At 68.3% G+C, this 21,109-nt stretch carries 17 protein-coding genes; 10 read left to right on the forward strand and 7 right to left on the reverse strand.

Annotated features, from left to right (window positions below; translation table 11 throughout):
* The first annotated feature begins 72 nt into the window (after nt 1–72).
* Nucleotides 73–951 (forward strand): amidohydrolase family protein, encoded by an 879-nt coding sequence (locus CBM2594_RS16780; protein WP_232346648.1) that lies wholly within the window; start codon nt 73–75, stop codon nt 949–951.
* A 34-nt stretch (nt 952–985) separates the two neighbouring features.
* Here the strand turns inward: CBM2594_RS16780 and CBM2594_RS16785 are convergent, their stop codons facing one another.
* Genes CBM2594_RS16785 through CBM2594_RS16800 form a run of 4 tightly spaced genes read right to left on the reverse strand, consistent with a single transcriptional unit; the run spans nt 986 to nt 5,924 of the window.
* Complete coding sequence (locus CBM2594_RS16785; protein ID WP_116357967.1) at nt 986–1,657, reverse strand: DUF2894 domain-containing protein; 672 nt, start codon at nt 1,655–1,657, stop codon at nt 986–988.
* A complete protein-coding gene (locus tag CBM2594_RS16790) occupies nt 1,650–2,297 on the reverse strand; it encodes an OmpA family protein (protein WP_116357968.1) in 648 nt (215 codons plus the stop codon). Before CBM2594_RS16790 ends, CBM2594_RS16785 begins: the two co-directional genes overlap by 8 nt.
* Complete coding sequence (locus CBM2594_RS16795) at nt 2,294–5,170, reverse strand: DUF802 domain-containing protein (RefSeq protein WP_116357969.1); 2,877 nt, start codon at nt 5,168–5,170, stop codon at nt 2,294–2,296. Before CBM2594_RS16795 ends, CBM2594_RS16790 begins: the two co-directional genes overlap by 4 nt.
* A gap of 10 nt (nt 5,171–5,180) precedes the next feature.
* A complete protein-coding gene (locus CBM2594_RS16800; RefSeq protein ID WP_116357970.1) occupies nt 5,181–5,924 on the reverse strand; it encodes a DUF3348 domain-containing protein in 744 nt (247 codons plus the stop codon).
* A gap of 126 nt (nt 5,925–6,050) precedes the next feature.
* Between CBM2594_RS16800 and CBM2594_RS16805 the strand changes: the two genes are divergently transcribed.
* The 5 genes from CBM2594_RS16805 to CBM2594_RS16825 all read left to right on the forward strand — a co-directional run bounded on the left by CBM2594_RS16805 (nt 6,051) and on the right by CBM2594_RS16825 (nt 12,328).
* A complete protein-coding gene (locus CBM2594_RS16805) occupies nt 6,051–7,127 on the forward strand; it encodes a hypothetical protein (RefSeq protein ID WP_147310426.1) in 1,077 nt (358 codons plus the stop codon).
* 124 nt (nt 7,128–7,251) lie between these two features.
* Complete coding sequence (locus CBM2594_RS16810) at nt 7,252–7,941, forward strand: response regulator transcription factor (RefSeq protein WP_116357973.1); 690 nt, start codon at nt 7,252–7,254, stop codon at nt 7,939–7,941.
* The gene (locus CBM2594_RS16815) at nt 7,938–9,752 is read left to right on the forward strand and encodes a hybrid sensor histidine kinase/response regulator (protein WP_116357974.1); all 1,815 of its coding nucleotides are present in this window, start codon (nt 7,938–7,940) and stop codon (nt 9,750–9,752) included. Before CBM2594_RS16810 ends, CBM2594_RS16815 begins: the two co-directional genes overlap by 4 nt.
* Before the next feature lie 103 nt (nt 9,753–9,855).
* Nucleotides 9,856–11,223, forward strand: a complete 1,368-nt coding sequence (locus CBM2594_RS16820; RefSeq protein WP_116357975.1) for a DUF1214 domain-containing protein — start codon at nt 9,856–9,858, stop codon at nt 11,221–11,223.
* Between the two features lie 58 nt (nt 11,224–11,281).
* Nucleotides 11,282–12,328: a DUF1254 domain-containing protein gene (locus tag CBM2594_RS16825; RefSeq protein WP_116357976.1), complete on the forward strand. Its 1,047-nt coding sequence runs from the start codon at nt 11,282–11,284 to the stop codon at nt 12,326–12,328.
* 46 nt (nt 12,329–12,374) lie between these two features.
* Here the strand turns inward: CBM2594_RS16825 and CBM2594_RS16830 are convergent, their stop codons facing one another.
* Nucleotides 12,375–12,740, reverse strand: a complete 366-nt coding sequence (locus CBM2594_RS16830) for a glyoxalase superfamily protein (protein WP_116357977.1) — start codon at nt 12,738–12,740, stop codon at nt 12,375–12,377.
* Nucleotides 12,741–12,871: 131 nt separating this feature from the next.
* Here CBM2594_RS16830 and CBM2594_RS16835 point away from each other — a divergent pair, with 131 nt between their 5' ends.
* From CBM2594_RS16835 to CBM2594_RS16845, 3 genes are all read left to right on the forward strand, one after another.
* Nucleotides 12,872–13,840 carry an aliphatic sulfonate ABC transporter substrate-binding protein gene (locus CBM2594_RS16835; protein ID WP_116357978.1) on the forward strand — a complete coding sequence of 323 codons (969 nt, stop codon included), beginning with the start codon at nt 12,872–12,874 and terminating at the stop codon, nt 13,838–13,840.
* A gap of 299 nt (nt 13,841–14,139) precedes the next feature.
* The gene (locus CBM2594_RS16840; protein ID WP_116357979.1) at nt 14,140–14,601 is read left to right on the forward strand and encodes a tripartite tricarboxylate transporter TctB family protein; all 462 of its coding nucleotides are present in this window, start codon (nt 14,140–14,142) and stop codon (nt 14,599–14,601) included.
* Between the two features lie 10 nt (nt 14,602–14,611).
* On the forward strand, nt 14,612–16,114 hold the full coding sequence (locus CBM2594_RS16845; RefSeq protein WP_116357980.1) for a tripartite tricarboxylate transporter permease: 1,503 nt from the start codon (nt 14,612–14,614) through the stop codon (nt 16,112–16,114).
* Nucleotides 16,115–16,243: 129 nt separating this feature from the next.
* Here the strand turns inward: CBM2594_RS16845 and CBM2594_RS16850 are convergent, their stop codons facing one another.
* Both CBM2594_RS16850 and CBM2594_RS16855 read right to left on the reverse strand, forming a co-directional pair.
* Nucleotides 16,244–18,448 (reverse strand): phosphocholine-specific phospholipase C, encoded by a 2,205-nt coding sequence (locus tag CBM2594_RS16850; RefSeq protein ID WP_116357981.1) that lies wholly within the window; start codon nt 18,446–18,448, stop codon nt 16,244–16,246.
* 46 nt (nt 18,449–18,494) lie between these two features.
* A complete protein-coding gene (locus CBM2594_RS16855) occupies nt 18,495–18,680 on the reverse strand; it encodes a hypothetical protein (RefSeq protein WP_232346649.1) in 186 nt (61 codons plus the stop codon).
* Between the two features lie 262 nt (nt 18,681–18,942).
* Between CBM2594_RS16855 and CBM2594_RS16860 the strand changes: the two genes are divergently transcribed.
* Entirely contained in the window at nt 18,943–21,075 is a 2,133-nt protein-coding gene (locus CBM2594_RS16860) for a catalase (RefSeq protein WP_116357982.1), read from the forward strand.
* Nucleotides 21,076–21,109 lie beyond the last annotated feature (34 nt).

The following is a 21,109-nucleotide window of genomic DNA, read 5'->3' on the forward strand; positions in this document are numbered from 1 at the left end:
TCCTCTAGAGGACTAGAATACTGACGCGGGTTCGGACGCCATATCCGGATATACCCGCCCCATGGAGGGCTGATGATGAGCAGGCGCGCATTGCCGCTGGTGGATACCCACTTCCACGTCTTCGATACCGGCGTGGCCGCGTCTTCGGCGCGCTACCGCCCGTCCTATGCCGCCGGGCTGCAAGACTGGCACGCGGCGATCGGCAACCTGGGAGAGCAGGGAGAGTTGGGCGACCTGCGCGACCTGTATGGCGTGGTGGTGCAAGCCAGCTTTCTCGGCACCGACAATACGGCGCTGCTGGCCGCGCTGCGGACCATGCCCGGGCGCCTGCGCGGCGTGGCGGTGGTCGACCCCACCGTGACGGATCCGCAGTTGTCGGCGCTGCAGGCCGCCGGCGTGCGCGGCATCCGCCTGAACCTGTACGGCGATCCTGGCTGGCAGCGCATTGCCACCGCGCCGTGGCGCGCGCTGTTCCGCAGGATCGCCGCGCTGGGCTGGCACGTCGAACTCCATACCCACAACGGGGACGGCGGCATGGTGCTGGCGCGGCTTGACGCGGCCCTTGCTGATGCCGGCGTGCCGGTCGTGCTCGACCACTTCGGCCGGCCCGGCACCGCGGGAATCTCGGATCCGGTCTTCGATGCAGCGAGAGAAGTGCGCGCGCGCCGCCAGGTGTGGGTCAAGATCAGCGCGCCGTACCGGCTGGCAGCGCCGCAACACTGGCCGATGCTGGCGCAACGCTGGCGCGAAATCGTCGGCGATGACCGCCTGCTGTGGGGCAGCGACTGGCCATGGACCAATCACGAGGCGCCGGTCAGGCTGGACGAATGCCGCGAGCTTGCCGCGTGGCAGGGGCTGCCCGGCGAGCGCGAGTCGCCTGGTGCGGCGTGGTCCGCTGCGCTGCGATGGCGGAACGCCGCCGCGCTATACGGGTTTGCCGTGGCGGCGTAGCGTTCGGCAAGGCGGTGGACGGCTCGCTGGCCAGCTATTTGCGGGCCTTGCCGCGCGCGCCCTTCCTGGCGGCGGCGCGGGCCGCTTCCTTCTGCGCCGCGGCCGCGGCGCTCAACTGTTCCAGCCACGCCATGCCCTCGACATACGACAGGAAATGCCGCAGGTATTCCGGCGAGGTCTCGCGCATCAGCGACAGCGCGCGATGCACGAGATGGTCGGTATTGAGCGGCCCGGCGTTCTCCGGCACGCGCTCCAGCGACTCGCGGAATTGCTGCTCGACGCTGACCCTGGCCCAGGTCTCGCGGAAGTAGTCGGCCAGCGTGTCGACCAGCGGCGCGTCGGCGGCTTGCGCCGGTGCCGGTGACAGCGGACGGGGATCGTTCGAAGCCAACGGGACTGCCGGCCTGGCGCGGGCGGCGAGGTCGTGGACCAGTGCGCCGAGGGCGCCCGGTGTTTGCGTCGGTTCCGGTTCGGCATCGGGTTCGCCAACGCCATCGGCCTGGCGCTGCACGAGGTCTGCATACGCGGCAACCAGGCCCTGCAGGCGCGCATCCAGCAGGCGCCGTGCCGCACCGCCGTGCGCGGCAGCACGGCGGGCCATGGCCTGCAGCAGCTGAAAGCGCAGGGGGTCGGCGCGGTCGGCGCCGCTGGACTGCCACGCGTCCAGTTGCGCGCGAACCATGTCCAACGCGTCGCGCTCAGCCATGCGCCTTCACCGTGCCGGTGGTCACGCGCGGCACCGGCGAGATTTCCACGCGGCGGTTCCTGGCGCGGCCCGCGGCATCGGCGTTCGGGGTCACGGGCTGCTGCGAGCCGAACGCGGCCGAGAACACCGATGACGGCGGGATGCCCGCGTCGATCAGCGTGCGGGTCACGGTCAGCGCGCGCTGCGCCGACAGTTCCCAGTTGTCGGCAAAGCGCCGGTTGCCCTCGCGCACCTGCTGGTCGTCGGTAAAGCCGCTGACCATCAGGATCTCGTCGCGGCTGCGCAGGTAGGCCGACAGCGGCTGGGCCAGGCTCCTGAGCAGGTCGCGGCCTTCGGGCTGCAGCTCGGCGGAATTGAGCGCGAACAGCACGCTGCCGCTGATGCCGATGCGCCCGTTCACCAGCGTCACGCGGCCGGCGGCGAGCGGGCCGGCCAGCGCCTTTTCCAGCGTCTCGCGGCGCTGCGCTTCTTCCTGGCGCTGTTTCACCTCGGCTTCCAGCCGCGCCGACAGCTCCATCTGCACGCCGATCACGCCCAGCAGCACCAGCACGAACGCGCCCAGCAGCACCGACATCAGGTCGCCAAAGACCGCCCACGCCGGCACGGTGGGCTCGACGCCGGCGTCGAGTTCTTCTCTCATGCCGCCTCTGCGCTGGGCGCCTGCCGGGCAGCGCGTTGCTGCAGGTCTTCCAAGATCTGCTTCTGCGACAGCATGCTCAGGTCGACCACCTCGCGCGCCTGCGCCACGTAGTAGGCCAGTTGCTCGTCGCTGCGCGTCATCGACTTGTCCAGCGCGGCCTCGATGCGCTGCAGGTGCTCGATCAGCTTGCCGTTCGATTCGCTGAACAGCTGCACCGCCACGCCAAAGGCTTCGCCCAGGCTGGCCACCTCGACCGCGCTGCCGGTGACCTGCGCGGCGATGTCGGTGAGCTTGCCGGCTTCGGCTTCGACCTTGTCGGTGAAGCGGGTGCCGATGCGCTCAAGCAGGTCGGCGGTGGTGCCCACCAGCGTATCGACCGCGGTGCGCTGCTCGGTGGAGGCGTGATTCACGGCATCGAGCAGCGTGCCCAGCGTTGCCATCATGCGGCTGCGTTCTTCCAGCATGGCGTGGTCGCGCGCCATGCCCTCGGTCAGCTTCTCGCGCAGTTCTGCGATGACCTCGGCGGCGGCGCGCGGCGCTTCGCTCGCGGCCTGCAGCAGGCGCGAGACTTCGGCGACGGTGCCGCTGGCCTGGGTCTGGGCCTGCGCCGCCATGTCGCGCGCGGTCACGGCCAGCGTTTCGCAGATCTGCTGCTGGCGCGCGGTGGCGTGCGCGCTGGCCTGTTCCCATTCCTGGCGCAGCGCGGCCGCCATGGTGCCCAGCGTGTCGGTCCACGCGGCCAGCCGTTGCCCGTCCTGCGCCACCAGTTCCGCCTGCAAGGCGGTGGCGGCCTTCGGTGCCTCGGCGGCGGCCTGGACCAGGCGGTCGATTTCGGCGAGGGTGGTGCGGGCGTGCGCCTGCGTCTCGGTCGAAATCGCGTGCGCGGCCTGCGCCAGCGCATCGCAGACTTCCTGCTGGCGCGCTGCGGCGTGCGTGCTGGATTGCTCCCACTGCTGGCGCAGCGTTGCGGCGATGCTGCCCAAGGTTTCCGTCCAGCCGGCAAAGCGCGCTTCATCGCGTTCAGCCAGTTCCGCCTGCAGCGCGACCGCAGCCTTCGGCGCATCCGATGCGGCCTGCACCAGGCGGTCGATTTCCGCGAGCGTGCGGCTGGCATGCGCCTGTGTCTGCGCCGAGATCTCGCGCACGTTCTGCGCCAGCGCGGCGCTGATTTCGTCCTGGCGGCTGACCGTCTGCGCGTTCAGCTGCTGCCATTCCTGGCGCAGCGTTGCCGTGATGCTGCCCAGCGTATCGGTCCACGCGGCAAAGCGCTGTTCATCGCGCGACGCCAGTTCCGCCTGCAGCGCGATCGCGGCCTGCGGGGCTTCCGCTGCGGCCTGCACCAGGCGGTCGATCTCGGCCAGCGTGCCGCTGGCATGCGCCTGCGTCTGTGCCGAGATCTCGCGCACGTGCTGCGCCAGCGTGGCGGTGATTTCGTCGTGGCGGCTGACGGTATGCGCGTTCAGTTGTTCCAGCTGCTGGCGCAGCGTGGCGGTCATGCCGCCGAGCGTGTCGGCCCAGGCCGACAGGCGCTGCGCGTCGTGCGCGGCCAGCTGCGTCTGCAGGCTGGCATGCGAGGCGTCCACGGTGTGCACCAGCGCCGCGGCATGCTCGCCGAACGCGGCCGCGGCGGCGGCCAGCGCCTGCTGGTTGTCGCCGGCCAGTTTTTCGCCGGCCTGCTGCTGTTGCGACAGCGCTTCGCGCCAGGCGTCGGCGGTGCTGGCCGCGACGGCGTCGAGGCGGCTGGCGACATGGTCCAGCAGCCCGGCCGAGCGTTGCTCGAAGGTCTGGGTAAAGCCATCGAGCGAAGTGCGCAGGTCTGCCGCCAGGGCCTCGCTGGTGCGCTGGTGGCCGGCCAGCGCCTGGTGCCAGGTGTCGGCAATGCCGGCGGTGGCGCTTTCGAACCGGCTGGAGACGCCGTCCAGGTGCTGTTGCACTGCGTGCGTAACGGTGTCGCGCAGGGCCGTGGCTTCGCGTGCCAGGCCGGCCATGGTCGCGTCCACCGCGGGCTGGATCGCGGCACCGGCGGCGCGGGCGCTGTCGGCGATGCTGTCCTTCAGCGATTGCTCCACCGATGACGCCAGGCGCGTATAGACGGTTTCGGTATTGGCGTGGAACGCGGCCTGGCTGGCCGCGAGCCGTTCGGCCAGCGCCTCTTGCTGTTGCGCCATGGCGCGCATCATGGCCTGCATCTGCTCGGCCAGTGCCGGCATCACGTCGGCCTGGCGCTGCAGCAGCTGCAAGGCCTGGTCGCGCTGGTGGCCGCGGGAGTAGGTGCGCAGCGTGGTGGCGATGCGGGCGTCGAGCGCCTGCGCGGCCTGGATGCGCTCGCGCCGGCACAGCGCGGACAGCAGGCCCAGCATGGCCGACGTCGCCACGCCCGCGACCGAGGTGCCGAAGGCAAAGCCCAGCCCCTTGACCGGCGCCGCCAGCGAGGCGCGGATCGCCTGCAGGTCGGTCGCGCCTTCCAGCGCGATGCCGGTGCCGCGCAAGGTGGCCACCATGCCCAGGAACGTGCCGAGCATGCCCAGCAGCACCAGCAGGCCGACCAGGTACGGCGTGAGCGCCGGGCCGGGCAGCCCTACGCGCTCGCCTTCGAGGCGCAGCCGCACGCTGTCGCGCAGGCTCGGGTGCAGGCGTTCCAGCCAGCCGCCAAGGCTGGCCGGGGCTTCGGCCAGGCCGGCCAGCGCCTGCGCCAGCGTCGCGGTGGCCTGGCGATAGCGCAGCAGTTCCAGCGCGCCCGCCACGTAGAAGCCGCCGATCAGCAGGGTGACGACAAGCGCGAGGAAATTGGTGCCGGCATAGCCCGCGCCAATCCAGCAGACGACCGCCAGGCCCGCGAGGAACGCAACAATATGGGTGAGGTATCGGGTCATGATGTCCGGGTTAGCTGTCTTGCAGCGCCGCCAGCAAGCCTTCGACGGGCTGCCAGCGGATCTCGAGTTCGGCGAGCAAAACGCTCTGCATATCCTTGCGGAACACCGCCAGCCATGCGCCGGGGCGGACCGGTCCGGTTTGTCCTGCGAGTTGGGCCTGGTTCTCCAGCGCCGCGGCTTCGGCCTGGCGCAGGCGCTGGAAATGCGGCTCCAGCAGCGTTGGCACCGCGCCCAGCAGGGTCTGCTCGCGCGCGCCCAGCGTGCGTTCCATCACCGCATCGACCATCGCCAGCTTGGCCATGGCGGGCGCGCGCGCCGACAACGCCTGGCGCAGGCGCCCGCGCAGGTTGGCGATCGCGTTCTCCATGCCCTGTTGCAGCGTGAGGTAGCGCTGCCGATAGACCGCATAGTCGACCTGCGCGTCCACCGGGTCGGGCAGCGCGGACGGCCGCGACGGCCCGCGCCGCCGGCTGGCAAGCGAGGTGTCTTCCACGATGGCATGGGCCAGCGTGGCGCGCACGCGGGCGCATTCCTGCGCCTCGGTGCCGGCGGCGGCACTTGCCGCGGGTGGCATCGCCGGCGCATTGGCCTTCAGCGCCGATGACAGCGCGATCGCATCCGCCCAGCCAAGCCATTGGCTCAGCTGGCTGGAAAGCGAGCTTGCAGGAGGAGGGGCATCGGCGTCGGCCAGGCGTGCCAGCAGGCGGACGAGGGCCGGGCCGCTGAAGCCTGTGCGCCGGGGCACTTGTACCATTGCGCCGGATTTGAAAAATCCAGCAGTTTACACGTCCCGGGGCGCGCCTACCGCGGTAGGGTGCCAATCGCAGGCATTCCGATGCAACATCAGTCCCCCTGTGGAACGCGATTTCAAAGGGAAGACATGAAGACCAAACTGCATCGCCTGAAAGTCCTGAGCGCAATCCTCTGCGTGGCCCTGGCCGCATGCGGCGGAGGCGGCGACGACAATGGCGCGGGCGGCGGCGCATCCGGCGGCACTGGCAATAGCGGCAACACCAGCGGCACCGGTGGCACGGGCGGTACGGGCGGCACGGGCGGCACGGGTGGAACCGGCGGCAGCACCGCCACGCGGACGGTGATGTTCGAGGATACGCCCGTGACCGGGAGCAGCGCCGAGTTCCTGACCCAGCTGAATGGCCAGGGTGCACGGGGCTTCCGTTTCGTCAGCGGCTTCTATTTCCTCGGTAACCCTGCGGGTTCCGAGCAGAAGGGTGTCTACGTCAAGGACGCGCAGACCACCTATACCTATGAACTGCCGCAGGAACCGGGCGGCGCCGATGTCCAGGCCTGGGTCACCGCGTACGAGGCCTGGCTGAACAGCCATGGCGCGCGCGGCTTCGTCTGGGGCGGGCCCTACGTGGTGGGCGGCCAGACCCATGTGCTGATGCGCAAGGACAACGGCTCGTCGTCGACCTTCACGTACAAGGTCGTGCCGGTGGACACCAATGCCAGCCTGTCCACCTTTGTCCAGAACCAGGCCAACCCGCTGGGCGCGGACGGCTACTACCTGGCGGTCCCGGCGTACCTGGGCCCGTTCGGCGTGAGCAGCACCGTGGCCATCTTCCGCAAGGACCTGCAGGGCAGCGCCCGCTATGGCTATGAGGTCTTGCCCAATCCGGCCAGCGACGGCGATCTCCTGGCGCAGACCAATACGCAGGGTGCGCGGGGCTATCGGTTCAAGGTGCCGTTTGTCAGCGGCGGCACGCAGGTCAACCTCTACGAGAAGGACCTGTCGCAGTCCAGCACCTTCCGCTTCTACGACTTGGCGTCGCAGCAGACCAGCGCGGGCTTCCTGGCCCAGGCCAACGCCGAAGGGCAGAAGGGCTCGAGCCTGATGGGCAGCTATGTGTTGCCGAGCGGCACCATCCGGGACTTCTACTTCGCCCCGGCCAGCTGCACCGGCTTCCTGTGCGATACGCGCAGCCTGTTCGGCCTGTAAGCGCCTGGCGCCGGGAGCTTCCCCGGCGCCGGCGCGCCCGTGTGCAGTCAAGGTAATACAATCCACCTGACCAGGCGACGAGACCAGACCACAAGACCATACGCGCGAACCGGGGTGGGAATTCATGACACGAAGTCAAGGCGCCGTAGATAACAACGACAACAAGCGCGACAACGACGATGCATGCCGCAACTATGCCATCGTGGTCGATGACCACCCGTTGATGGCGCGCGGCATTGCCGGCTACCTGGCGGCGCATTGCGGGTTTGACGCGGCCTTGCATGCAGCCGATGCGCAGGCGTGCGCCGCGCTGACCGAGCGGGAGGGATGCCCGGCGCTGCTGGTGGTGGATTTCTGGCTGCCGGACGGCACTGCCGTCGGGCTGCTGCGTGAAGCCGCCACGCGCCTGCCCGCCTGCAAGCTGCTGGTCATGAGCGCGGACGACGATGCGCGCGTCTGCATCAAGGCGCGCGAGGCCGGCGCGCACGGCTTTATCCTGAAGAACGAACCCCCGGAACTGTTCGCCACGGCGGTGGCGTCGCTGCGCCAGGGGCGGCGCTGGTTCCAGCAGGCACGGCCGCCATCGGCGCGGCGCGAACTGCCGCTGGAACCCAGCGAACTGGGCCTGACGGCACGCCAGGCCGAGGTGCTGGGCATGATGCTGCGCGGCCTGCCGAACAAGCGCATTGCACTGACCTTGTCGGTGTCGGAGCAAACCGTCAAGGAGCACGTCACCGCCATCCTCGGCAAGCTCGGCGTGCGCAACCGGATCGAGGCGCTCGCCCTGCTGCACGGCCGCAGGCTGGATTCATGAGGCAGACCCTCGCCCAGCTGCTGGGCTTGTCGCACCCGGAGCCGGATGCCGGCATCAGCCCGCGCGCGCATGCGCGGCTGCTCGACATGACGTTTGGACGCCTGGTGTTCAGCGTCACCGCGATTCCGTTCGTGGGGCTGCCGTTCGTCATCTGGCTGTATGCCCTGAAGCAGGACGGCGGTGCGCTGCTGGCCTGGGCCCTGGCGTATGGCGCGGCGGCGGTGTGGATGCAGTGGCGGTTCCGGCGCTACAAGCAGCAACGGGGCGATGATGACGCCGTGGTCCGGCGCTGGCTGCCGTTTGTCCGGCGCGTGGCGCTGGTGCACGGCTTGTGCCTGTCGCTCGCCGCCGTGCTGACCGGCGGCCTGGCGGTGTTCGAGTTCAATCTGCTGCTGTATATCAGCATCGCGGCCATCGTGGCGGCCAACGCCACGCACCAGACCCCGATCCTGGGCGTATTCCAGCGCTTCTTCGTTGCTTGCTGGACCTTGCTGAGTGTCAATATCCCGCGCAGCTTTCCCGATCACTGGCAATTCGTGCTGCCGCTGGCGCTGCTGTATGCGCTGGCCATCTACCGGCACGCGCTGATTGCCAACCGCTTCTTCCGGCAGCAGGTCCGGCTGGAGGATGACGGCATCCGCCTGGCCAAGGAGGAAGCCGAGAAAGCGCTGCACGCGAAGAACCTGTTTCTCACCACCGCCAGCCACGACCTGCGCCAGCCCGTGCATGCCATGGGCTTCCTGATCGAGGCCATCGCACGGCGCAACCGCGACCCGGCGCTGATCCCGCCGCTGGAAGACCTGCGCCGCAGCGTGCGCTCGGTGCACCTGATGTTCAACTCGCTGCTCGACCTGTCCAGGATCGAAGGCGGCATTGCCAGCCCGCGCAATACCGCGGTCGCATTTGCGCCCCTGGTGGAAGAAGTGGCGTCGCTGTTCCGGGAAGAGGCGCGCAGCCGGGGCCTGGACCTGCGCGTGCGCCTGCCCGGAGGCGCCGCGGCGGTGCTGGCCGATCCCGCTTTGCTGCGCCAGTCGCTGGTCAACCTGGTGCACAATGCGCTGCGCTATACCAAGCGCGGCGGCGTGCTGGTGTCCGCGCGGCGGCGCGGCACGCACTGGCTGCTGGAGGTCTGGGACACCGGCGTGGGGATTGCGATGGAAGAGAAGGGGCGGGTCTATTCGCCGTTCTATCGCAACGAACATGCGTGGCGCATCGACAGCGCCGGCCACGGCCTGGGCCTGGCCGTGGTGGCGCGTTGCGCAACGCTGATGGGCGCCACCTACGGGCTTGACTCGGTGGAGCGACGCGGCTCCCGCTTCTGGCTGCGCCTGGCCGAAGCCAGACCGCCGGCCCCGGCGCCGCTCGGGCCGGCCTGCGAGCCAGGTGAACTGGTGGCGCATGTCCTGCTGCAGGGCGTCTGCCTGATCGTTGACGATGACCCGCTGGTGACCCGGGCCTGGACCAGCCTGATGGAGGCCTGGGGTGTGCAGGCGGCGTGCGCGGCGTCGGGGCAGGAAGCCCTGGCCCTCGTCGATGCCGGCCTGCAGCCGCAGGCGATTCTGTGCGACCAGCGCCTGCGCTCCGGCGAGAGCGGCTTCGACGTGCTCAGGGCGCTGTTCGAACGCTGCCCGGACGCAAGCGGCGCCATGGTCAGCGGCGAATTCGATTCCGAGGCGCTCCGGCAGGCCGAGCGCGAAGGCTACCTGGTCCTGCACAAGCCGCTGGAGCCGTCGCAGCTCCATGCCTTGCTGTTCCAGTGGCTGGACCCGCAGCACGCCGCCGGCGGTGGCGCGGATACGTTCGCGGCATGACCGATTTTTTTCAGATCACTTGAACAATGTTTTTAGTTCACTTTTTCCCACCTCTCGGCGACAGTCTGCCATCCGCGGATCACGTGACTGAACGAGGTACCCCATGCCTATCGCAAACCGCGCCGTCGCTGCCTGTCTGCTGGCCGCAACCATGCTGGCGGGCCTGGCCGGCTGCAGCAGCAACCCGCCTGCCGCAGCGCCGGCTGCCACGCCGCGCCCGACGCCGGGCGCATTGACGGATCAGGACATCGGCGATGCCTACATCTACCTGCTGGGCCGGCTGCTGGTGTTGCGCCAGCAGCAGATCGACTTCAGGAAGGAAGGCTTCCAGTGGAACCGGATCATTCATCGCGACGTCGGCGGTGTGTCGTGGGCCAACCCCAATCTGGACGTCGCCTACAGCGAGGCCTGGATTGCGGTCGACGAAAGAACCTGCACGGTGTTCAGGGTGCCGGCCATCAAGGGGCGCTACTACACCATCCAGTTCCTGAACGGCTGGGGCGAAACCGTAGCCAATATCAACGAGCGCAACTATCCTGACCATCCCAGCGGCGAGTTCGCGATGTGCATGAAGGGCGCCACGGCGGCACTTCCGCCCAACGCCAGGCGCATCGACCTGCCGGGCAAGACTTTCCGCGTGCTGGCCCGGGTAGAAATCGGCGCAAACAAGCAGCAGGCCATTGCCTTGCAGCATCAGATCACGACGCGCATTACCGGCACGCCGACGATTGCCCCGGTGCCCGCCACGCCCACCTTCAGCAATGACAAGCTCCCCGGGGTCGAGGCCTTTGACTCGGCAGCCGTTGCGCTGGGCTCGGAGCCGGACATCAATCCGGGCATGACGCAGATCCAGGCCGTGGTGCGCGCGGTGAGTGCCGCGGTCGCCAGCAACCCCGCCGAACGCGCGCGGGTCGACAAGATCATCCGCGAGCAGACGCTGCCGGCGTTCTTCCAGTCGTTCTCCACCCTGGGTACCGTCAGGAACGGCTGGAACCGGCCCGCAACCATCGGCAAGTACGGCAGCGACTACCGGACCCGCACCCAGATCAACTTCGGCGGGATCTGGGCCAACAGCACGGATGAGGTGGTCTATTTCAAGACGGATACGGACGGGACCGGCACCAAGCTCGACGGCGGCAACGTCTACACCGTCACCTTCCGGAAGGACGAACTGCCCGCCCGCCATGTCAAGTACTTCTGGTCGGTGATTGCGGTGGATGCCAAGAACTTCCGCGTGATCCCGAATGCGAAGAACCGGTTCCTGATCAACAAGCAGTCCAGGCTGAGCTATGGCAAGGACGGTTCGCTGACGCTGTACTTCGCGCCAACCCGGCCGAAAGACGCGCCTGACGGCAACTGGCTGCCCACGCCCAAGGGGAAGAACTATCACCTGACGTTCCGCCTCTACGGGCCCGACCAGGCGATCCTGTCCGGCGAGTGGTTCCCGGCGCCGCTGGTCAAGCGCAACTGAGCAGGCTGCGCAGGAGGCAGACCGCGCCGCTAATCCTTTTACACACACGGATTTCAGCATGAAGATAAAACTGACCGCCGCCTGCGCGACTGGCATTGCGCTCGCGATGCCCGGCGCCGTCCACGCCCAGCCCGCGGCAACCCCGCAACCCGGCACCCCCGTTCCCGTTACCGTCGACAACTTCATTCGCGCAGAGTCCGATATGTACCTGGGCGGGCTGGTCAAGCAGGGTGGCATCGGCAAGCTGATGCATCGCCGGGAACCGGCATCGATCGACCAGCAGACCGTGATCCGCCTGAACCGCGATACGCTCTATACGTCCGGCGTGTTCGACCTCGATGCCGGCCCGGTGACCATCACCATGCCGGACCCGGGCAAGCGCTTCATGGCCTTGCAGGTCATCAACGAAGACCACTACGTGCCGAACGTGTTCTACGGCAAGGGCACGCATACGCTGACGCGCGAGGGCGTCGGTACGCGTTATGTGGCCACGGCGATCCGCACGCTGGTGGATCCGAACAGCGCGGATGACATCCGGCAGGTCCATGCGCTGCAAGACGCGATCAAGGTAAGCCAGCCGTCCCCCGGGAAATTCGAGACGCCCGCGTGGGATGCGGCCAGCCAGAGGAAGATCCGCGATGCGCTGCTGGTGCTGGCCTCGACCATGCCGGACTTCAAGCGGGCGTTCGGCACCCGGGAGACGGTCGATCCGGTACGCCGCCTGATCGGTACGGCGGCGGCATGGGGCGGCAATCCTGACAAGGATGCCATCTACCTCAACGTCACCCCCGCGAAGAACGACGGCAAGACGGTCTATCGCCTCAATGTGAAGGACGTCCCCGTCGATGCGTTCTGGTCGGTCAGCGTCTACAACGCCGCCGGCTATTTCCAGAAGAATGCCGCCAATGCCTACACGGTCAACAACCTGACGGCGAAGAAGGGTGGGGATGGTGCCATTGCCATCCAGTTCGGCGGGTGCGACGGCCAGGTACCCAACTGCCTGCCGATCGTCGATGGCTGGAACTACACCGTGCGGCTGTACCGGCCGCGCGCCGAGGTGCTGAGCGGCGCCTGGAATTTCCCGCAGCCGCAGCCGGTCAACTGAGCGGGCCCGGCACCCGCGGCTTCCCGGCACAACGGGAAGCCGCGGCCTAGTCCTGCGACACCTCGCAAAACCGCAGCCGGTTCCCGAACGGGTCGGCCACCTGCAGCATCCGGCCCCAGCCCACGTCCTCCACGCCGGGCCTGGCGTAGGGATAGTCCCTGGCGGACAGCTCGCGGTGCAGCGCATCGATATCCGTCACCGGCACGAACACCGTCGATCCCGGCGTGGCATCGCCATGATGCTCGCTCAGGTGCAGCGTCAGGCCGCTGCGCCTGACCTGCGCGTACAGCGGCAAACCGTCTTCGAAGCGATGCTCCCAGTCGAGCGTGAAGCCGAGGAAGCCGAGATAGAACTCCCTGGCCTTGTCGACCGAGAAGATCCGGAGGATGGGAATGCCGGCGGACAGGTCCATGGTGTTTGGGGCGGAAGTGCGGGGGATGCTGGATGATAGCGCCGCCGCATAAGCAAGCGCGACAATCTTCGTTGGTTCTGCCGGGTTCCGCGACTAAGCTGTCGCTCCGATTTGCCTCCTGGAGCACCGCCATGACCCACACCCACGATCCTCGTCGCCGCTGGCTGCTCGCTGCCGCGGGCGCGGCCGCAGCCACTGCGCTGCCTGGTGTCGGCTGGGGGCAGGGGTCGGCGGCGCTGAGCATCGGCTATCAGAAGTCTTCCACGCTGATGATCCTGCTGAAATCGCGGCAAACGCTGGAAAAAGCGCTGGCGCCCAGGGGCGTGGCGGTGCAGTGGTATGAATTCACCTCGGGCCTGCCGCTGCTGGAAGCGCTGAACCTTGGCAACATAGACCTGAGCGCCGATGTCGCCGACGCGGTGCCGCCGTTCGCATTGGCCGCGGGCGCGGCGCTGACGTATTACGCGACCGAGACACCGTCGCCGCAGGCGCAGGCGATCGTGGTGCGCGGCGATTCGCCGATCCGCGAGGTGGCCCAGCTCAAGGGGCAGCGCGTGGCGTTTGCCAAGGGGGCGGGCGCGCACTACCTGGTGCTCGAAGCGCTGGCGCGCGCGGGACTGTCGATCCGCGATATCGAGCCGGCCTACCTGACCCCTGCCGATGCGCGCGCGGCGTTCGAGCGCGGCAGCGTGGCGGCGTGGGTGATCTGGGACCCGTTCCTGGCGGCGGTGCAGCGCCAGTCCAATGCGCGCGTGCTGCGCGACGGCGAAGGGCTGTCGAGCTATCGCCGCTTTTACCTGGCGGCGACGCCGTACGCGCGCACGCATGCCGAGGTGCTGGACGTTGTGTTCGACGCGCTGCGCGACGCCGGCGACTGGGTCAAGCGCAACCCCGCCGAAGCCGCGCGCTGGCACGCGCCGCTGATCGGCCTGGATGCCGCCACGGTCGAGGCCGCGAACGCGCGGCGCAGTTACGCCGTGCGCACCGTCGACGCAGCCGCGCTGGCCGAGCAGCAGCGCATTGCCGATGCCTTCGCCGCGCAGGGCATCCTGCCGCGCAAGGTGGCGGTGTCAGCCTCGCCGGTGTGGCGCAAGGCGTAAGCCGCCGCGCGCGGGGCTAGCCACTGGCTCCCGCGCAGGCGGGAATGACAGTAGTGTTGCCGCAGCCGCACGCTCCACAGGCGCCCCGCGCGCCGCACTGACGCTTCCCACCCCCACCCTTCTCACGCCAACGCCGGCGCCGGCCGCAAGCCCGGCGCATGGCGAACCTGCGCCCGATTTGTAGGGAATAACCCTTGTCGGCCGAAAAATATATCACGACATGATGTATTGTTCGGAACTCCCGAAGCGGACGCCGCCCGTTGGCGGCGTCCCGTCGCCCCCCGCTTCAAGGAGACTGCATGCGCATACGCAAGCAAACCGATTTTCTTTCCGGCCTGATGTTCATCATCCTTGGCCTTAGCTTTTCCTTCGTTGCCCGCGGCTATTCCATGGGAACCGCCGCCAGGATGGGACCGGGTTATTTCCCGTTCTGGCTTGGCATCGTGCTGGCGCTGCTGGGCGCCGTGGTCGCCGCCGGATCGTTGTCGCACAAGAGCGAAGCGGACCGGATGGCGCGCTGGGACGTCAAGACGCTGCTGTGGATCCTGGGCTCGGTGGTGCTGTTCGGGCTGGTGCTCAAGCCGCTCGGCATGGTGCTGTCGGTGCTGGCGCTGGTGCTGGTGTCGTCGATGGCCAGCCATGAATTCACGTGGAAGGGCGCGATCCTGAACGCCGCGGTCCTGGTGCTGATCAGCACGGTGGCGTTCGTCTACGGCATCAACCTGCAGATGCCGGTGTGGCCTGCCGCTTTCGTCAACTAGGGGATATCGGATGGAGTTGCTGAGTCATCTTGCGCTGGGGTTTTCCACCGCGCTTACATTGCAGAACCTGGCCTACGCCTTCCTGGGCTGCGTGCTGGGCACGCTGATCGGGGTGCTGCCGGGCCTGGGGCCGCTGGCCACCATCGCCATGCTGCTGCCGATCACCTATACGCTGCCGCCGGTGGCCGCGCTGATCATGCTCGCCGGCATCTATTACGGTGCGCAGTATGGCGGCTCGACCACGGCCATCCTGGTGAACCTGCCCGGTGAATCGTCGGCGGTGGTGACCACGCTGGACGGCTACCAGATGGCAAGACGAGGACGGGCAGGGGTGGCGCTGGCCACCGCCGGCCTGGGCTCGTTCTTCGCCGGCAGCGTCGCCACGCTGATCCTGGCCGCGTTCGCCACGCCGCTGTCGGAACTGGCGTTCAAGTTCGGCCCGGCCGAATACTTCTCGCTGATGGTGCTGGGCCTGATCGGCGCCGTGGTGCTGGCGTCGGGCTCGCTGGTCAAGGCCGTGGCGATGATCGTGCTGGGGCTGCTGCTCGGGCTGGTGGGTACCGACGTGAACTCGGGCGCCGCGCGCTTCTCGTTCGACGTGCCGGAGCTGACCGACGGCATCAGCATTACCGCGCTGGCGATGGGGCTGTTCGGCTTTGCCGAGATCATCGCCAACCTGGAGCAGAAGGAACACCGCGAAACCTTTACCGACCGCGTCACCAACCTGTTCCCGACCCGCGAAGACTTCAGGCGCATGATCCCGGCCGTGCTGCGCGGCACCGCGCTGGGTTCGTCGCTGGGCATCCTGCCGGGCGGCGGCGCCTCGCTGGCGTCGTTCGCGGCGTACTCGCTGGAGAAGAAGGCGTCGAAGTATCCGGAAGAATTCGGCAAGGGCGCGATCGAAGGCGTGGCCGGTCCGGAATCGGCCAACAACGCCGCGGCGCAGACCTCGTTCATCCCGCTGCTGACGCTGGGCATTCCGCCCAATGCGGTGATGGCGCTGATGGTGGGGGCGATGACCATCCACAACATCCAGCCCGGCCCGCAGGTGATGACCAGCAACCCGGCGCTGTTCTGGGGCCTGATCGCGTCGATGTGGATCGGCAACCTGATGCTGGTGGTGCTGAACCTGCCGCTGATCGGGGTGTGGGTGAAGCTGCTGACGGTGCCTTACCGCTTCCTGTACCCGGCCATCCTGGTGTTCTGCAGCATCGGCGTCTACTCGGTCAACAACACCGTGTTCGACGTCTTTGCCGCGGCCAGCTGCGGCCTGATCGGCTATGTCTTCCACAAGCTGCGCTGCGAGCCGGCGCCGCTGCTGCTGGGCTTCGTGCTGGGGCCGATGATGGAGGAGAACTTCCGCCGCACGCTGCTGCTGTCGCGGGGGGATTTCTCGGTCTTTACCACGCGTCCGTTGTCGCTGGGCCTGCTGATCGCCGCGGCGGCGCTGGTCGCCGTGGTGGCGCTGCCGTCGATCAAGGCCAAGCGCGAAGAGGCGTTCCAGGAGGAATAACGAGGGGGAGCGGGGGCAAGGCAGTCTCGCAGCAACGAGAACGACGGGCTGTTTCGTCCGTGATGGACGAAACAGCCCTGGCCTTGCGCAGGGAGCGCGGCTGCGCGCCGCGTTCTTGCTGGCGAGGCGTCAGATCACGCCCATCGCCGGATCGCTGACCGTATCCTCGCCGGTCTCCATGCGGCCGGCAAAGCGCCGCGCGAACGCCGGGCTGGCCTCGCAGGTGACGACGAAGTCGTACCAGTTGCCGCTTTCGGCCACCGGCCATTCCAGCGTTTCCACCTTGCCGCGCTTGACCCGCTGCGTCCACGGGCCGTCGTCGCGATAGGCCAGCGCCCTGACGGTGAAGCTCACGTCGGCATCGCCGTCGTTGTGCAGCTTGACCTGGATCGTCGGTTTCTTGCAGGGGTTGTAGCAGACCTGGATTTCGGCGGACGCGGTGGCGGCTTCGTGGATATCGCCGGTGAAGGCGCGGTGATAGCCGTTCGGCCCCAGCACCCACAGGTCGTACTTGCCGCCGTCGGCATTGATGTCCCACGCATCGTCCAGCGCCTTGCCGGCCTCGACCACGTAGCGGCGCGGAATGCGGTCCAGGTGCAGCTTGTCGTAGACATGAAACACCGCGCCCGCCTGGTGCGCGCTGCCGTTGGCGAACAAGAGCCGCACCGTGCGCGACGCGGCATCGACGCGCGCGCTGGTATGCAGTTCATACGGCAGCTTGCGCGACGGGCGCGAGCCGGTGGCCTGCGCCGGCAGCGCCGGCGTGGCCGGCACCGGGATGGCGGGCTGCGCCTGCTGCCATGCGGTCAGGCTGGTGGCGTCGGCGCGCGTGGTGCGCCCGGCCAGCACGGGCAGGGTCTCGGTGTTGGGGGTGGCGAAGTTGAAGGCGCTGGTCAGGTCGCCGCAGACGGCGCGGCGGTAGGCGCTGATCTGCGGCTCCATCACGCCGAAGCGCGCTTCCAGGAAGCGCAGCACCGAGGTGTGGTCGAACACCTCGGAGTTGACCCAGCCGCCGCGGCTCCACGGCGACACCACCCACAGCGGCACGCGCGGCCCCGGCCCGAACGGCTTGCCGTCCTGCGGCGGCTGCTTGGCGGTGGCGGGCGGGAAGTTGAAGTACTCGTAGGCCATCTGCGCATCGCTCAGCGTCGACTTGCCGGCCAGCGTGCCGTCCGGGTTGCGCGACGGCGCGGTCGGCGGCGGGCTGTGGTCGAAGAAGCCGTCGTTCTCGTCGAAGTTGATCAGCAGCACGGTCTTGCTCCAGACCTCGGGCGATGCCGTCAGCGCATCCAGGATGGCCTGCACGTACCAGCCGCCCTTGGCCGGGCTGGACGGGCCGGGGTGCTCGCTGAACTCGGCCGGCGGGATGATCCACGACACCTCGGCCAGCCTGCCGTTGAGCACGTCGTCGCGCAGCGACTGCAGGAAGCCGCCGTCGGGCATGGTGTTGCAGAAGCCCTTGGCCAGCGCGCTGTACTGGTCGTCGATATCCGGGTTGTAGGGCGGGTTGACGCCCGCGCCCGCGGTGTTGGACAGCTTGCGCCCGTCCGGCATCTTTTCCATCTCGGCGCGCCAGTGCCGGAAGCTCATCATCTGGTTGCAGCCGTAGTTGTCCGGCACGTTCTGGTAGACCTTCCAGCTGACCCCGGCGCCCTGCAGGCGGTCGGCGTAGGTCTTCCAGGTCCAGCCTTCGGTGGACGGGCCCACGTCGGCGCCGGCGTTGAATTCATTGATCATCACCGCGACGTTGTCGCCGGTGGGGCCGTTGCTGCCGGTCCAGTAGAACAGGCGGTTGGGGATGGTGCCGGTGTGCATCGCGCAGTGATACGCGTCGCACAGCGTGAAGGCGTCGGCCAGCGCGCGCTGGAACGGGATCTCGGCGTTGTCGTAGTAGCCCATCGACAGCGGCTTCTTGGCCACCGGCCAGCGGTCCATGCGGCCGTGGTCCCACGCGGCCTGCGCGTCGGGCCAGGTGTGCGGCGTGCCGCCGGCGCGCTGCGCGTTGCCCTGGGTTTCGTCGAGGTGGTAGGGCGTCAGCGTATTGCCGCTGGCATCGGTCTGGTAGAAGGCGTTCCTGCCGTTCGGCAGCGGGATCGCGAAGCGGTCGCCATAGCCGCGCACGCCCTTGAAGGTGCCGAAGTAATTGTCGAACGAGCGGTTCTCCAGCATCACCATGACGACGTGCTTGACGTCCTGGATGGTGCCGGTGGCGTTGTTGGCCTCGATCGCAAGCGCGCGGCGGATGCTGGGCGGAAAGCTGGCCAGCATCGCGGCGGCGGCGCCGGTGCCGAGGCTGGTCTTGAGGAATTGTCGCTTGGACGGATTGAAGGTCATGGCGTGGCTGGGGTCGGTCTGTCGCTGGGTCGGAAGGCGGCCCGCATCACGGGGCGCAACGCGTGGCGCAGTGGCCGGGCTTGCCGGACGCGTCCGGCGCCTTGTCATGGGCGGCGCCGGGCTGCAGCGTGCCGCCCTCCGCGCCCGGGGAATCGTTGCCGCCGCAGGCGGCAAGCAGTAATGCCAGGGTGATCGTGCCGGCCGCCAGCCATGGCCGGGCGGAATGCGACATCAGGGTGGGTCTCATTGGTGCAGGGCCTTTTTTGTGTTGAAGGGGATCACGGGGCCGCGCCCATGCGCCGGCAGCGGCTGCAGGCGTGTCGCGGCAGCGGGCGATTGTTGACGGATCAAATGTCAGATGTTTGACAGGGCGCACTTCCGGCACTTCGGCTTTGTAACCAAAAGTGTCCGAGGTGTCCGAAATCGGGCCTGGCAATTGCAAGCAGTCCCGGATTGCAATCCCTTCAACCGTCAATCCGACCCAGGAGACCGATATGCCCCAAACGTCCGACGACAAGGCCAGGCCGACAGCCAACGCAACCTCCGTCACCCCCGCGGCCGGCGCGCCGGCCGGCTATGGCGATGCCCAGCGCGGCACCGGCGGTGAATTGCACCAGGTTGCCGGCGGCGACCATGCGCCGTTGACCACCAACCAGGGCGCGCCCATCGCGGACAACCAGAACTCGCTGAAGGCCAATCCGCGCGGACCGACCTTGCTCGAAGATTTCATCCTGCGTGAAAAAATTACACACTTCGACCATGAACGCATCCCCGAGCGGATCGTCCATGCACGCGGCACCGCGGCGCACGGCTACTTCGAACTGACCGATTCGCTGGCGCAATACACCACTGCCCGCATCCTGACCGAGGTCGGCGTCAAGACGCCGGTGTTTGCGCGCTTTTCCACCGTGGCCGGCGGCGCCGGTTCGGTCGACACGCCGCGCGACGTGCGCGGCTTCGCGGTCAAGTTCTATACGAAGGAAGGCAACTGGGACCTGGTCGGCAACAACATCCCGGTGTTCTTCATCCAGGACGCGATGAAATTCCCCGACGTGGTCCACGCGGTCAAGATGGAGCCCGACCGCGGCTTCCCGCAATCGGCGACCGCGCACGACACCTTCTGGGACTTCATCTCGCTGACGCCGGAGTCGATGCACATGGTGATGTGGATCATGTCGGACCGCACCATCCCGCGCTCGCTGCGCATGATCGAAGGCTTCGGCGTGCACAGCTTCCGGTTGCTCGACGACCAGGGCCAATCCACCTTCGTCAAGTTCCACTGGCGCCCGAAGCTGGGGCTGCAGTCCACGGTGTGGGACGAGGCCGTCAAGATCGCCGGCGCCGATCCGGACTTCCATCGCCGCGACATGTTCAATGCGATCCAGTCCGGCAACTTCCCCGAATGGGAACTGGGCGTGCAGCTGTTCACCGAAGCCGATGCCGCCAAGTTCCCGTTCGACCATCTCGATGCGACCAAGATCATCCCGGAAGAGACCGTGCCGCTGAAGATCATCGGCCGCATGGTGCTGGACCGCTGGCCCGACAACTTCTTTGCCGAGACCGAGCAGGTGGCGTTCTGCCCCGCCAACATCGTGCGCGGCATCGATTTCTCGAATGATCCGTTGCTGCTGGGCCGGCTGTTCTCGTACCTCGACACGCAACTGCTGCGCCTGGGCGGGCCGAACTTCAACCAGATCCCTGTGAACGCGCCCAAGTGCCCGTTCGCCAACCACCAGCGCGACGGCCATATGCAGATGCAGCAGCCCAGGGGGCGCGTCGCCTACGAGCCCAACTCGCTGTCCGACGATTCGCCGCGCGAGGCCCCGGACCTCGGCTTCCGCCACGCGCAGGTGCCCGAGCAGGGCGACAAGGGCCGCATCCGCCCCGAGACCTTCGCCGACCACTACAGCCAGGCGCGCCTGTTCTACCGCAGCCAGACCCGCGCCGAGCAGGCGCATATCGCCTCGGCGCTGGTGTTCGAGCTGTCGAAGGTCGAACACGTGCATGTGCGCGAGCGCATGGTGGCCCACCTGCTCAATATCGACCCGGACCTGGGCCGGCGCGTCGCCGACGGCCTGGCGCTGGACCAGCTGCCCGAGCCGCTGCCCACCGCCGCGCCGGTGCAGGACCTGCCGCCGTCGCCGGCGCTGCAGATCATCGGCAAGATGAAGGACACGCTGCAGGGACGCGAAATCGGCATCCTGGTCGCCGACGGCTCGGATGGCGCCACGGTCGAGGCGATCCGGCAGGCGGCCACCGCCGCGGGCGCCACGGTGAAGATCGTCGCGCCCAAGGTGGGCGGCGCGGTGCTGGCCGACGGCACCAAGCTGCCCGCCGACGGGCAGCTCGCCGGCACGCCCTCGGTGATGTTCGACGCGGTGGCCGTGGTGCTGTCGGCCGACGGCGCCGCCATGCTGGTCAAGGAAAGCGCGGCGCTGGATTTCGTCTGCTTTGCCTATGCGCACCTGAAGGCGATCGCCGCCGATGCGGGCGGGGAAGTGCTGCTGGCCCACGCCAAGCTGCAGCCGGACGCCGGCATCGTTCCCGCCAGCGACCCGGCGCGCTTTGTCGCGGCGGCGAAGACGCGGCAGTGGGGACGCGAGCCGCAGGTGCGGATCCTGGCGTAGGGCGGGACGAAAGGCCGGGCGCTCTGGAGGCCCG

It is taken from the genome of Cupriavidus taiwanensis, from assembly GCF_900249755.1.
GTDB lineage: Bacteria > Pseudomonadota > Gammaproteobacteria > Burkholderiales > Burkholderiaceae > Cupriavidus > Cupriavidus taiwanensis_D.